General features: G+C 73.4%; 13 protein-coding genes and 2 pseudogenes. 6 read left to right on the top strand and 9 right to left on the bottom strand.

What is annotated here, in order from left to right; genetic code table 11:
- Positions 1-138 precede the first annotated feature (138 nt).
- Positions 139-327, bottom strand: a complete 189-nt coding sequence (locus CUT44_RS34800; RefSeq protein WP_199185596.1) for a transposase family protein — start codon at positions 325-327, stop codon at positions 139-141.
- 190 nt (positions 328-517) lie between these two features.
- On the opposite strand from CUT44_RS34800, the pseudogene CUT44_RS33755 reads away from it, so the two are divergent.
- A pseudogene (locus CUT44_RS33755) lies at positions 518-808 on the top strand (transposase family protein); the annotation flags it as partial.
- Between the two features lie 88 nt (positions 809-896).
- Positions 897-1682, top strand: a complete 786-nt coding sequence (locus tag CUT44_RS03010) for an ISAs1 family transposase (protein ID WP_233221189.1) — start codon at positions 897-899, stop codon at positions 1680-1682.
- Positions 1683-1699: 17 nt separating this feature from the next.
- Here CUT44_RS03010 and CUT44_RS03015 read toward each other — a convergent pair whose 3' ends face one another.
- The gene (locus CUT44_RS03015) at positions 1700-2629 is read right to left on the bottom strand and encodes an alpha/beta fold hydrolase (protein WP_100200550.1); all 930 of its coding nucleotides are present in this window, start codon (positions 2627-2629) and stop codon (positions 1700-1702) included.
- A gap of 92 nt (positions 2630-2721) precedes the next feature.
- Between CUT44_RS03015 and CUT44_RS03020 the strand changes: the two genes are divergently transcribed.
- Both CUT44_RS03020 and CUT44_RS34805 read left to right on the top strand, forming a co-directional pair.
- Positions 2722-3204, top strand: coding sequence for a MarR family winged helix-turn-helix transcriptional regulator (locus tag CUT44_RS03020; RefSeq protein ID WP_233221190.1), 483 nt, complete (start codon positions 2722-2724; stop codon positions 3202-3204).
- 9 nt (positions 3205-3213) lie between these two features.
- Positions 3214-3321: pseudogene (locus CUT44_RS34805) on the top strand (IS5/IS1182 family transposase); the annotation flags it as partial.
- Between the two features lie 17 nt (positions 3322-3338).
- Here the strand turns inward: CUT44_RS34805 and CUT44_RS03030 are convergent.
- Positions 3339-4676 (bottom strand): eCIS core domain-containing protein, encoded by a 1338-nt coding sequence (locus tag CUT44_RS03030; RefSeq protein WP_199185585.1) that lies wholly within the window; start codon positions 4674-4676, stop codon positions 3339-3341.
- Positions 4677-4967: 291 nt separating this feature from the next.
- Positions 4968-5402, bottom strand: a complete 435-nt coding sequence (locus CUT44_RS03035) for a winged helix-turn-helix transcriptional regulator (protein ID WP_100200552.1) — start codon at positions 5400-5402, stop codon at positions 4968-4970.
- 87 nt (positions 5403-5489) lie between these two features.
- On the opposite strand from CUT44_RS03035, the gene CUT44_RS03040 reads away from it, so the two are divergent.
- On the top strand, positions 5490-6311 hold the full coding sequence (locus CUT44_RS03040) for an NAD(P)H-binding protein (RefSeq protein WP_100200806.1): 822 nt from the start codon (positions 5490-5492) through the stop codon (positions 6309-6311).
- Between the two features lie 21 nt (positions 6312-6332).
- Here the strand turns inward: CUT44_RS03040 and CUT44_RS03045 are convergent, their stop codons facing one another.
- Positions 6333-7364, bottom strand: coding sequence for a saccharopine dehydrogenase family protein (locus CUT44_RS03045; RefSeq protein WP_100200807.1), 1032 nt, complete (start codon positions 7362-7364; stop codon positions 6333-6335).
- 110 nt (positions 7365-7474) lie between these two features.
- Between CUT44_RS03045 and CUT44_RS03050 the strand changes: the two genes are divergently transcribed.
- Entirely contained in the window at positions 7475-8428 is a 954-nt protein-coding gene (locus tag CUT44_RS03050) for a helix-turn-helix domain-containing protein (RefSeq protein WP_100200553.1), read from the top strand.
- A 73-nt stretch (positions 8429-8501) separates the two neighbouring features.
- On the opposite strand, the gene CUT44_RS03055 is transcribed toward CUT44_RS03050, so the two are convergent.
- The 4 genes from CUT44_RS03055 to CUT44_RS03070 form a co-directional block, all read right to left on the bottom strand.
- A complete protein-coding gene (locus CUT44_RS03055) occupies positions 8502-9374 on the bottom strand; it encodes a hypothetical protein (RefSeq protein WP_100200554.1) in 873 nt (290 codons plus the stop codon).
- Positions 9371-9853, bottom strand: a complete 483-nt coding sequence (locus CUT44_RS03060) for a pyridoxamine 5'-phosphate oxidase family protein (protein ID WP_158239565.1) — start codon at positions 9851-9853, stop codon at positions 9371-9373. The genes CUT44_RS03055 and CUT44_RS03060 overlap by 4 nt, the downstream gene beginning before the upstream one ends.
- 399 nt (positions 9854-10252) lie before the next feature.
- Positions 10253-10843, bottom strand: coding sequence for a choice-of-anchor C family protein (locus CUT44_RS03065; protein ID WP_100200556.1), 591 nt, complete (start codon positions 10841-10843; stop codon positions 10253-10255).
- Between the two features lie 447 nt (positions 10844-11290).
- Positions 11291-12232: an SDR family NAD(P)-dependent oxidoreductase gene (locus CUT44_RS03070; RefSeq protein WP_100200557.1), complete on the bottom strand. Its 942-nt coding sequence runs from the start codon at positions 12230-12232 to the stop codon at positions 11291-11293.
- Positions 12233-12264: the final 32 nt, after the last annotated feature.

The following is a 12264-nucleotide window of genomic DNA, read 5'->3' on the forward strand; positions in this document are numbered from 1 at the left end:
GGACCGCAATCACTGCAACAGCCGATTTCGCAGCGCTCGGATCTCGTTCTCCAGGGCGACGTTCGACTCCTTGCGGTGCTCGATGATCACGCTTGTCTCGACCGGGGCCGGGAGACACTCAGGTTTTCTCAGCGAAGTTCACCGCCATGCATTGTTGAGGGCGAGGGCGGCCTGGGCGATGGCGCCGATCCGGTTGGGGCTGACCGTCACATGCTGCAGGGCACGCCAGCGCTGTTTGAGCTCGGCCGCGGCACGCTCGCCGATCGCGCGGATGCCGCGCAGCAGCCGGTTGTGGGGCCGGGTGTCTACCGCCAGGGGCGAGGCGATGTCGGGGTGGGGACCAGGGTCTCTTGCAGGGTTGGGCTTCGTTCGGTTTGCCGGAGTGGCGTGGAAGCGGGTGGATCATCCCGGTTCGGGTGGGGAGTGAACGCGGTACAGGCACGGTCTCAGTGATCATGCGAGTGTCGAAGTCCCATGAACACTTGGCGAGTCCGTGCCTGCTCCTGCATCTTCCCTCATGCCCGTCGGTCTGGGCCAACTGGCCCGAGTCTCCGCCCCGGCCCCGCTGGTGGACGCGGTCCGTCTGTCCGGATTCCCGGGCCTGGTGCCTGATCCACGAGATGTTCGGGGCCGTCGCTGTCGGTTGTCCGCGCTGGTGGCCGCTGCCGCGGCCGGTGTGCCGACCGGTGCCCGGTCGCTGACCGCGATCACCGAGTGGATGTCCGACGCTCCCGCATGGGCCTGCCGAGCCCTCGGCTTCCCGGTCGGCCCGCTGACCGGCACGGTGCCCGTCCCGCACCCCCACACCCTGCGCCGCCTCCTGGTCCAACTCGACGGCGACGCCCTGGACCGGGCGGTGGGCGCCTTCCTCACCGCCCGCGCCGCGCCGGACAGCCGTGGACTGCGGGCCATCGCGGTCGACGGGAAAGTGCTGCGCGGCTCGCGCACCGCCACCGCCCCGGCAGTCGCTCTGCTCGCCGCGATGGACCACGCCGGAAGCGTCCTCGCCCAACGGCAGGTCGCCGACAAGAGCAACGAGATCCGGAGCCTTCGCCCCGCTGCTGGACAGCATCGACCTGGCCGGTACGGTCATCACCGCCGACGCCCTGCACACCCAGCACGCCCACGGCACCTACCTCCGAGGCCGCGGCGCCCACCACATCGCCCAGGTCAAAGCCAACCACCCCACGTCGTTCGACACGGTCCGACGTCTGCCCTGGCGCGATGTCGGACTCGGCCACTACGACCGCACCCGGTCCCACCACCGCCACGAGATCCGGCGCCTGAAGACCGTTGCTTTCGCGCACCTCGACTACCCCGAAGCCCGCCAGGCCCTCCAGGTCGTGCGCCGGAGACAGGACCTCACCACCGGCAAGCTCACCATCGAGCGCGTCTGTCTGATCACCAGCCTGCCGCCCGGCACCGCTACCGGTGCCCAGCCCGCCGCCTGGATCCGCGGCCACTGGAAGATCGAAAATCTTCTCCACCACGTCCGCGACCGCACCTTCCGCGAGGACGACTCCACAATCCGCACCGGCCGTCTCCCCCAGGGCATGGCCGGACTGCGCAACCTCGCCATCGGCGTCCACCGCCAGGACGGCCGCACCAACATCGCCGCCGCCCTACGTCACACCGCACGCGACTGGCGAAGACCCCTGGCCGCCCTCGGACTGACCGGATGAACCCGGACAGACCTCAATCACGCAAAGGACCCTGTTCCGCGCTCAGGGGCTGGGTCCGGGGGTTGTTCCGGGCTGTCGATTTTCCGGTAGAAAGCGAGAAGGGCGTTCGCGAGCCGTTCGGGTGCTTCCATCGCCACGTAGTGGCCGATGCCGTCGAGAGATGCGGAACTTACGTCCTTGGCGACTTGGCGTAGCGTCGCCGGCGTGAAGTCTCCCGACCCGCCGCCGATGGCGAGCACGGGCATGGTGAGCTGCCCGGAGGCCAGTTCTCGGATTTCCTCGCCTTCGCGGAGCATCGACCGGTAGAGCCCGGCTGCACCCTTGAACGCGTCGGGTCGCGTGTAGGAGCGGGTGAGCTCGTCGATGTCCTGGTCGGTGAACGCGTCAGGGGTGGCGCTGAGGGAGGGCAGGGCGTACTCGGAGAGGAATGCGCGCTCTCGTCCGGCGAGCAGCATCTCCGGGATGCCGGGGGCGGCGAGGACGCCGATGTGCCAGGCACCGCCGTGGGTGACGTCCGCGAGTGTTTCCAGGCCGAACCCGGGCAGACCGGTCTCGATCGCCGTATAGCTGCGCACCAGGTCGGGGTGTGCGGCCGCGACACGGAATGTGGTGGGACCGCTGATGTCCTGGCCCGTCAGGTGAACGGGGCCGAGGTCGAGCAGGGTGATCAGTTCGCTCAGGTCTCGGGCTGCGGTCGCGCTGTCGTGCTCTCCGGTGGCGGTGGCGGAGTCGCCGAAACCGCGCAGGTCGGGAGCGAACACGCGGTGGTGCGCGCTGAGCAGGGGGATCAGCTTGTGGAAGACCCACCAGGTCTCCGGGAAGCCGTGGACCAGCATGACGGGGGATCCGGCGGTTCCCGCCGAGACGTAGTGAAGCTCTGTGCCGTTGAGGCTGACGCGGTGGTGTTCGAGGGCCGGAAGGGTGGCGCCGGGGGGCGTGGGGGCCATTGGTTTCCTCCATTTGATCGACAACCTGGTTGTCAGTCTATGGATAGACAGCCAGGTTGTCGACCCCGACGGGTTCTCGTATGATGCGCCTTATGGCACGGTCACCAGGCGCCGAGCTTGCGCTGCTGCTGCTCGGCGGCTTCCAGTCGATGGTGGACGACGTGGTCGGCGAACTGGCAAGCCGCGGACACGAAGGCGTGCGTGCATCCCACGAGTTCGCCCTGCGCGCCATCGAGGAGGGAGCGGACACGGCCACGGAACTCGGCCGCCGGTTGTCGGTGTCCAAGCAGGCCGCCGCCAAGACGGTCGCCGCCCTCGAGCGGCTCGGATACGTCGAGCGGGAGACCGACCCAAGCGACGCACGCGTCAAGCGACTTCGCGTCACGGCCCGCGGCCACGACATGATGACTCTCGGCGCGGCGCTCTTCACCGAGGTGCGTGACCGCTGGGCGGCGCAGATCGGAGCCGAGCAGCTCGACGTCCTCGAAGCGCACTTGGCCCAGCTCACCAAGGGCCGGCCGGCGGGCGCGGCGGGCCTCGCACGACTCGGCGGGGATCTCGGTGAGGCGATCTGACAACGCGGGCTGAAGGTCACCTTCCAGGCCCTGTGCCGGGTCAGCCTCGACCCTGCGGCCATCACCCGGATCGCCCGCGCCGCCCTCGTCGTGCTCCGGCTCGAACACGGCCGCACCACCAAGATCACAACGCGTCACGAAGCGTTACCGAGAAAAGTCCAGCAGGGCCTGACGGTCGCGCCGTTTCCGCTCCTGGCCCTTCTGCGGCTTGGTCCCCGTCGCCGGACCGGCTTCCTCCTCCGCCGGTTCGGTCCTGCGCCGCTTCCCGCCCTTGTCGGTGTTCTGGGGAGACGCCGGCCGCTTGCCCCTGCCCTTCGCGGTGGGCACGATCTCGGACTCGGACTCGGACTCGGACGCCGACTCGGTGTCGCTCTCGCCGCTTTCCGCCGCGTCGTCGTCCGAGTCGTGGTCCGGACGCCGAAGTCCTTCGTCATCAGCTTCTGGAGACCCTCGCCGCCCTCCAGGTCCTCCTCCCCGCCCGCCTCGCCGCTCAGCTCCTTGAGCAGCTCGTGGAGCCGGAACATGGACTGGTTGCAGTTGCTGGCGAAGACCAGATGGCCGTTGACCAGCGCTGCCTGGATCTCCTGCTCCTTGACCGGTTCGGTCTCCTTCTTCCCCGACCCGCCCGCCGGAGCCGCCGTGCCCTCCCGCGCCTTCCGCTCCTCGTCGGCCATGGCGTTGAGCATCTGGCGCGTGAGGTGCCGGAGGCTCTGCCCGTCCCGGTCGTCCTTGTAGTCACGGGCGTAACGGATCACCACGTCCTTGGTGATCCGGCCCCACTGCTTCTTGCTCTGCTTGCAGGTGCAGGCCTTGGCGAGCCTGTCGACCTCGGCGATGATCTCCTCACGGCCGGGGAGCTGCCCGCTCACCGCGCCCTTCCCCTTGCCGCCCGGAGTGCTCTTCACCCGGGCCACGACCGGTCCGCCGCCCCCGCCGCCACCGGTCCGGGGCGCCGTCGGGCTTCCCGCCGACGGCGCGCGGCCCGCGCCCGCGGCGAACGCCGTGCCGTCCGTCTCCGCCCGCTGCTCGGAGTCCTGCCGCGGGTCGGTGACGGTGACCCCCGCGCCGTTGGTGTCACCCGTCTCCCGCACCCCGGCGAGGTTGCTGCTGGCATGGCTCAGCTCGTGCCCGACGACCGACTTGTCGCCCGCGGCCTTCGGCGGGAGGAAGATGTGGGAACCGACGGTCATCGCCCGGGCGCCCAGCGCCGCGGTGGCCCGCTGGGCCACCGCGTCGTCGTGGACGCGCACGGGCGACAGGTCGTTCTGGTAGAAGGTCTCCGCTTCCCTGCGGAGATCGGCGGGCAGCGGGCGGCCCGGGGAGGCCATGGCGGCATCGAGCAGCGCGCGCTGAGCGCCGGGTTCGCCGTCCCCGCCCCTGTCCGTCTCCAGGTGCCCGTCCGTGTGCCCGCAGCCGGCGCCGTGGACGTGCCGTTCCTCCTCGGCTGGGCGCGCGACCCCCCGGTTGCCCACCAGGGACTGGAGCCTGGCGAGTCTCCCGGGGGTCAGCGGCCCGGGCCTCGGGCTGCTCCCGGTACGCGCGCATGGCGGTCCCCTCTCGGTCCGGCCGGCCGGGGCCCGCGCCCCGTGTCCGCTGATCCAGTCACCGGATCCCCGATGTGTACAGGGTCATGCGGGCGTCGTCGAGGGCACTGAGGAGGGCTGAGAGGGCGCTGAGGGCCCGGGGGGATCCCGGACCCGCACACGTTCGGCCCCCGGCCGTTCCGACGTCGGTGTGCCGCCCCGGTCCGGGTCAGGGCCGGGTCACCGGATGTCGTGGCCGGGGTGGGCCCGGTCGTACCGGCTCCGTGCCTCGGCGATGGCGGCGCGGTGGGTGAGGGACCACTCGGCGAGCGCCTTGACCAGATGGGTCAGACCGGCCCCGGTCCCGGTCAGACGGTAGTCGACCCGGGCCGGGACGGTCGGGTACACGGTGCGCAGGACGAGTCCGTCGCGCTCCAGCCTGCGCACGGTGAGGGTGAGCATCCGCTGGGAGATGCCGTCGATCGCGCGCTGCAGTTCCCGGAAGCGGCGCGGCCCGCCGGCGAGTTCGACGATGACGAGCACCGACCACTTGTCGCCGATGCGGTCCAGGACGTCCCGGATCCCGCAGTCCGGGTGGTCCTCGCGCCCGCAGGGATCGAGGTCGGCGGGTACGGCGGTCGCCCCGGCGGTTCCCCCGGTGTGCGTGGGTGACATCGAACTGCCTCCTTGTGGCCGGTACACGGGCCGATCAGGATCAAGCGTAGTTACCGAAGAGAACCACGACGGAGGACTGTGACCGACATGATCCTGGTGACCGGAGCGAGCGGGAACCTCGGCTCGGCCGTACTCACGGCGCTGCGCGCCCGCGGCGCGAACGCGACGGGCGGCAGCCGTACCCCGAAGGACGGGATGCGGCGGCTCGACTTCGACGACCCCGCCACCATCGACCTCGCCGGGGTGTCGACGCTGGTGCTGGTCTCCGCCGGCTACGCCGAGGACGACCGGGTCGTCGGGCGGCACGCGGCCGTCCTGGACGCCGCCGCCCGGGACGGCGTCCGGCATGTCGTCTACACGAGCCTGACCGGCGCCGGCGACCACCTCGCCTTCGCACTGGCGCACCGGGCGACCGAACGGCTGGTGCGGGCCCGCGGCATACCGTGGACGATCCTGCGCAACGGCCTGTACGCCGAACTCTTCGGCGCGCTGCTGATGTGGACCGGCGACGGGGTGGAGTCCGCGTTCGGCGACGGTGCCCTGGCCGCGGTCGCCCGCGCGGACCTCGCCGAGGCCGCGGCCGTCGTCGCGGCCGGCCCGGCGCCCCACGGCGGGCGCACCTACGACCTGACCGGCACGCCGGTCACGGCGGCGCGGGTGGCCGGCCGGCTCGGCGTCCCGCACCGGACCATCGGCCTGGGCGAGTACCGGCGCAGAATCCTCCACGAGACGCCGGGACTGCTGCCGTTCCAGCCGCCCATGCTCGCCTCGATCGCGACCGGCGTCCGGCACGGCTTCCTGGACGGCACCGGCCCCGACCTCGCCGGCCTCCTCGGCCGCCCGGCCCGGGACCCCCTGGCCACGGCTGCCGCTGCCGCGTCCGCCACGAGGCCGCCGACGGCCGGATGACGGGTCCTCTTGTCCGGGGTCCTACCGCCGTAGTTCGAGCGAGAGGTGCGCGGACAGGGCACGGAGGAAGTCGGACGCGTCGAAGAGCGCGCCGGCGGAGGCGACACCGACTGTCCTGGTCCGTCCCGTGAGGATCCGGTGGACCGCTTCCACCGCGAGCGGCGCGCTGACGGCGTAGATGTCCCGGCCGCTCGCCACCGCGCGCCGTTCCGCGCCGCCGGAGCGCACGACGACGTCGACGAGGAAGGTCTGCGCGGACCGCCCGTGCTCGTCCACCGCGGTCGGCGCCGGGGTGTCCGGATCCGACAGTCCGCCGGCCGCCTCGACCGTCATGTAGGTGCGCACCTCGGGGACGGCCAGATGGCTGGGGACGGTGACGACGTCGGCCATGGTGAACTCCCCGATCACGGTCCGGTCCCCCAGCGGGGCGGGGAAGGGCCACGTCAGGGTCGGCGGCGCGTCGTCGCGGTACTCCAGCCGCCCGCGGCTGTAGCGGACGCGGCGGCCGCCCCGGCGCTCCCGGGAGACCCGGCCCGCGGCACGGGTCCCGGCCGTGGGGTGCCAGCCGCTCAGCCCGTACGCGATGTGCGCCTCGTCGGCCGCCGTCCAGTCGCCCATCGCCGCGGTGACCAGCAGGTCGCCGAGACCGCCGTAGAAGGCCATCGCGGGGACCACCACGGTGCCCGCGGCGCGGGCGCGGTCCGCGAAGTGCGCGAACGTGTCGAGATTGGCCTCGATCTCGGCCGCCACGTCCACGTACGGGATCCCGGCGCGCAGGGCCGCCTCGATCACCGGGGCGGCGGTCGTCGCGAAGGGCCCGGCGCAGTTGACCACGGCGGCCGCGCCGTCCAGCGCACGGTCGAGCGAGGCCGGGTCGTCGACCGAGGCCGGGCGGGCCCCGGTCCCCGGGCGGGACGCCGCGAGGGCCCGCAGCCGGTCCGCGTCGCGTCCGGACAGCAGCGGAGTGAACCCGCGCCTCCGCAGCTCCGCCACCACGAAGCGCCCGGTGTGCCCGTAGGCGCCGAACACCGCCACCGTGCGACCTGAATCCACCATGTCTCCCGCCCCGCTCGAACGACTCGAATGATCAGTTGTCAGCATCCTGGCGTGGGCGGTGGACCCGTACGAGTGTCCGGAGCGACACGACCCGTACAGTTCCGGACATGGGCACTGTCGCGCTGGCCGTCACCGACGGGATGCTGCACTTCGAGCTGTCCGTGGCGCACGAGGTCTTCGCCACCGCCCCGGCCGGTGTGGCCGCACCCTGGTACGGCGTCACCGTCTGCGGCCCGCGCGCCGTGCGGGTCGGCCGGTTCCACCTGGAGCCCGACCACGGGCTCGGCCGACTCCCGTACGCCGACACGGTGATCGTCCCCGGCTGGGCCGACGTCGACGAGGACCCGCCCGCCGAACTGGTCGACGCGGTGCGCGCGGCCCACGAGGCGGGCGCGCGGGTGGCCTCCCTGTGCACGGGCGCTTTCGTGCTGGCCGCCGCCGGTCTGCTGGACGGCCGGCGTGCGACCACGCACTGGGCGCACACCCGGGACCTGGCCGCCCGCCACCCCCGGGTGGAGGTCGATCCGGACGTCCTCTACGTGGACGGCGGCAGCGTGTTCACCTCCGCGGGCAAGGCCGCCGCGCTGGACCTGTGCCTGCATCTGGTCCGCCTCGACCACGGCTCGGCGGTCGCCAACACGGTCGCCCGCCGCCTGGTCGTGCCCCCGCACCGGGCCGGCGGCCAGGCCCAGTTCGTCACCGCCCCGGTGCCCGTCCGGGACGACCACCCGCTCGCCGAGCTGCTCCCCTGGGCGGTCGAACGGCTCGACCGGCCGCTGACCGTGGAGGACCTGGCCCGCCGGGCGAACATGAGCTCGCGCCACCTGGGCCGTCACTTCAGGTCGGTGACCGGCACCACACCGCTGCAGTGGCTGCTGACCCAGCGGATCCGGCGTGCCCAGGAGTTGCTGGAGACCACCGGCGACAGCGTCGACGCCGTCGCGGCGGCGGTCGGCATGGGCACCGCCACGACGCTGCGCCGGCACTTCCACCGCACCGTCGGCGTGCCCCCGGACACCTACCGCCGCACCTTCCGCAGCGCGCGGTCCGGCACCCGGTGACGAGCCGTCACCCGGGCGGCGGGGGCCGCCGCCCGGGCGCGGGCGCGGCCCGCCGGAGGCCGACCGGTCCGGTTCAGGCGCGGGCGCTCCGGGTGACGGTGAGCAGGAGCGGTGAACGGACCCCGAGGTGGGCGGTGAGGTCGGCGATCACCTCGGCCAGCGAGCCGACCGCGTCCAGCGACCACTCGCAGAGCTCTCCCCGCAGGGTCACCCCGTGCAGGGGCGGGCCGTTCCAGAAACCGTCGTGGAACGGGGGAGCGGGAGCGGTTCGCGGACTGCCCGCCTCGTACGACGCGCACACGAAGACGTCCTGGTTCAGTTGCCCGAGGGCGTCCGTGAGCTGCCCGGCGACAGCGGGAACCCGCGGGTTCCGGCCGCTGTCGACGCCGACCTCCACCCGGGCCCGGGACCGGGGACCGCTCTCCCGGAACCAGGAGACCGAATGCATCGACGGCAGGAAGGCGCCGGACGGACGCGAGGAGGGGGCGAGACCCTGGACCGGCAGCAGCAGTTGCACGGCCGCAAGGCGCAGCGTGCCGAAGCGGGCCACCGAGTCCCCGGCGCACCGCAGGAACGGCTGCACCGGCAGCGGCCGGTCGCGGGCCACGGCCTGCGCCTCGACCTGGAACCACGCCGCCGGTGCCGACCGCGCCGTGCCGGGCGCGAGCGGCCGTCCCCACCCGGCGTCGTTCATGGCCCACAGCCCCTCCGCGCCGGCGGCCCGGCCCCCGGGCGCGCCGCCGCCGACCACCGTCCCCACGTCGTCGAGCCAGCCCATGGCCAGCGAACGGTGGTAGAAGAGCGAGTACGCGTCGTTCTCCGGCTCGGGGCCGAGCCAGTCGTGCGGGACCAGGTCCCCGTACAGGGCGGCGAACATGGTCCCGGCGGTCCGCCGTGAGCCGGGGGCCACACCGGGCCGCGCCGTGTCCGCCGGTTCCGTACTCATCCGGGCTCCTCCCGACCGTCGCCGGCCGCGTCCGTTCCGGAGGTCAGCCGGGCGCGCCGGTGCGCGGCGATCCCCTCCTCCGCGGCACCGCCCTCGTACGCGGGTGAGACGAGCGGCTCGGCCCCCAGCACCCGCACCAGGACGGCGGAGCCGACGGGCGCCGGGTCGGTGCCGCGCTTCCGCCCGAAGCGGCGGACGATCCGGTCGTACGGTTCCCCTCGCGTGAACACCTCGCCCGCTCCGCGGAAGCGGTATCCCCTGCGCCGGACCGGGTCCACGACGTTGACCTCCACCGCGGGATTCCCGGCGAGGTCGGCGACCGTGCCCGGCGAGTACAGGTCCGGGAAGACCAGGTGCTCGTCGTCCCACACCTCCGTCGTTCCCCCGGGGGACAGGTTCGGGATGCCGTCCGGGCGGACCGTGGCGACGAAGCCCCGTCCCTGTGCCGCGACCAGGCGGCGCGTGTCGTCGTCCGGCATCGCTGTCGAGCCACCTCCGTACCGGGGCGTCCGCGGTTGCGCGTCTCTCCGGGCCGGAAGCCCTCGCGGCCGCGGGCCGGTGTCCGGAAGCCGTCGGCACCGCGTCGGGCGGCCCCTTGCGGACCGGAGTCCCTTCATACAACCAGCCCTGGGCGCGCCCGTGTCGTAGGACGCGGGGAAACGGCCGGATCGAAGCGGTGCTCCTCCTGCCGCGCTCCGGCCGTCGCCGTCGACCGGCACCCCGCGACCGGACCGGGGCGGCTCGGGCACTCCTCCGGGGCGCCCTTCCGCCGGTCGGCGCGTCCTCTGGCGACAGAGCGGCGGGAGTGGGGAGACGTGGGACACGGACCCCGGCGTGTGCCGCCGGGAGCCGTGTCCCGCTGGATCGGGCGGTGCTGGTCAGCGACAGCAGGAGTCGGAACAGCAGGAGTGGACCCTGACATCGTCGATGACGGGACCGCGGGCGCTGTTCGGGGTGGTACTGGCGAAGCCGAGGGTGGTGGTGGGGTTGTTGGCGACGAAGGTGAACCGCCGGGTCACGTATCCCATGTCGGTCAGGGTCCTGCCGGTGGTGTCGAAGGAGAAGCCCTGGAAGTTCTGGCCGTCGACGAGGGCCCTGCCGGTCTTCACCGGTGATACGGCGTCGGGGTTGCCGGCCAGGGAGTACGTCACCGTGTAGGCCGTTCCCGGTGTGGTGGTGAAGGTCTGCGCCACGGCCCCCGGGACGGTGGCGTTGAGGTCGACGGACTGGTCGCCCTCGGCGGCCTGCCAGTACCCGGCGCCGATCAGGTCGACGGCGCCGGAGGTGACCTTCCACGGGCCCGTGGCGGCGCCCGCCCCGAGGGTCCGGAACGTACCGGCCGCGACCGCGGGGTACTCGAAGCTGCCGTCGTCGAACCTGCTGACGGTGGGGGCGGCCACCGCGGTCCCGGCGACGCCGAACAGACCGGCGGCGACGACCGCGGTGACACAGGAACGCGTGAGCAGCATGGGACTCCTCCTGAAAGGAATTGGGGGGGTGGGAGCCGTTGTCGGCTTGGCGGGACAAATCTCCTCTCCGTCCGGGAGACACGCCAAGGCCGGAACACCGGCGTACCGGGGCGCGGGACGGGGACATCCGTCCGCGCCGCGCCGACCGGCCGGCTCGCAATCCCTTGCACAGTGCCGTCCCACCTGGTGGGGCGCCCCCCGCGCCGGGAGCCGGAGGGCAGCGGAGAAGGCGTCCACGCGGAGTCCGTCACCCGGCGGGCCCCTCTCCGGCGAGTCCGCGGCCGGCCGGGCGCGCTGTGTGCGGAGCGGGGCGGCGGCTCCCGGAAGGCCCGTGTCCCGCGTGTCCGCCACCGCGTGTTCCTCCCACCGGCGCGGACCACTTCGCCCACGACCGCCCACCACCCGGAAGCGGCCGGTGGCCGACCCCGGCCCGGACCGCCCGGCGGATCAGCGCGGCCCGGCCCGCCGGGCGACCCGCGTCGCGGTGAACCGCTCGGCGGCGTCCCACAGTTCGCGCTCGCGCTCCGGGTCGTAGGACTCCCCGGAGGAGCGGGCCACCCGGTCGCGGTCGACGTAGGACCCGGAGGGCGCCTCGACGGTACCGAGGACGACGTCGGCGAGGTGGCGGCCCGCGGCATCGCGGCCGGAGGCGAAGGGGGTGAGGGTCAGCGCGGGCAGGAGGCGCCGCATCGCGAACCGGGCGGCGGCCCCCGCGTTGCGGGCCAGCCCGGTGCCGGGGACGAACCCCGGGTTGTAGGCGACGGCGTCGATCCCGGCCGGGAGCCGGCGCGCGTACTCGTGCACGAGGTGGATCGCGGCCAGCTTGCTCGTCGAGTACGCGGTGCGTCCGGCGCCGGCGCTCTCCGGCCGGGGGAAGGCGCCGGTGCGGGCCAGGACGTCCGGGGACCGCCAGACCGGGCCGGGCACCAGGCCCATGTTGTGCCGCAGATCGCCGAAGTGGGTGTCGCTGACGGTGATCACGATGCGGGCGGGGGCGGTGAAGCGGTCCTGGAGCAGGCGCACGAACAGGTGGTTGGCGAGGACGTTGACGGCGAAGGTGGCCTCGAACCCGTCGGCCGACTCGGTCAGCACGTTCGTGTACTGGATGCCCGCGTTGCCCGTGAAGCCCGTCAGCGGCGGGAGGTCGCCGGCGTCGAGCCGGTCGCGGATCGCGGTGGCGGCCGTGCGGACGCTCTCCAGCGAGCCGAGGTCCGCCGGAACGTGCGAGACCGTCCGCCCGCCCGCGGCGAGTTCCGCGGTGAGCCGCTCACCGGAGGAGCCGCGGGCGACGACGAGGAGGTGGGTGTCCGGCGACCGGCGCAGGATCTCCTCCGCGGCGACGCGGCCGATGCCGCGGCTCGCGCCGGTCATCACGATGGTGTGCTGCATGGGAAGGCTCCCTGGCTGGTCGGGGCGGTGGC

The sequence above is a fragment of the Streptomyces carminius genome, assembly GCF_002794255.1.
Lineage (GTDB): Bacteria > Actinomycetota > Actinomycetes > Streptomycetales > Streptomycetaceae > Streptomyces > Streptomyces carminius.

What these genes read in the sequence shown, in the direction of transcription:
- CUT44_RS03015 (WP_100200550.1), bottom strand. Translation starts at nt 2,629, where the DNA reads ATGGCCCCCACGCCCCCCGGCGCCACCCTTCCGGCCCTCGAACACCAC.
- CUT44_RS03020 (WP_233221190.1), top strand. Translation starts at nt 2,722, where the DNA reads ATGGCACGGTCACCAGGCGCCGAGCTTGCGCTGCTGCTGCTCGGCGGC.
- CUT44_RS03035 (WP_100200552.1), bottom strand. Translation starts at nt 5,402, where the DNA reads ATGTCACCCACGCACACCGGGGGAACCGCCGGGGCGACCGCCGTACCC.
- CUT44_RS03040 (WP_100200806.1), top strand. Translation starts at nt 5,490, where the DNA reads ATGATCCTGGTGACCGGAGCGAGCGGGAACCTCGGCTCGGCCGTACTC.
- CUT44_RS03050 (WP_100200553.1), top strand. Translation starts at nt 7,475, where the DNA reads ATGGGCACTGTCGCGCTGGCCGTCACCGACGGGATGCTGCACTTCGAG.
- CUT44_RS03055 (WP_100200554.1), bottom strand. Translation starts at nt 9,374, where the DNA reads ATGAGTACGGAACCGGCGGACACGGCGCGGCCCGGTGTGGCCCCCGGC.
- CUT44_RS03060 (WP_158239565.1), bottom strand. Translation starts at nt 9,853, where the DNA reads ATGCCGGACGACGACACGCGCCGCCTGGTCGCGGCACAGGGACGGGGC.
- CUT44_RS03065 (WP_100200556.1), bottom strand. Translation starts at nt 10,843, where the DNA reads ATGCTGCTCACGCGTTCCTGTGTCACCGCGGTCGTCGCCGCCGGTCTG.
- CUT44_RS03070 (WP_100200557.1), bottom strand. Translation starts at nt 12,232, where the DNA reads ATGCAGCACACCATCGTGATGACCGGCGCGAGCCGCGGCATCGGCCGC.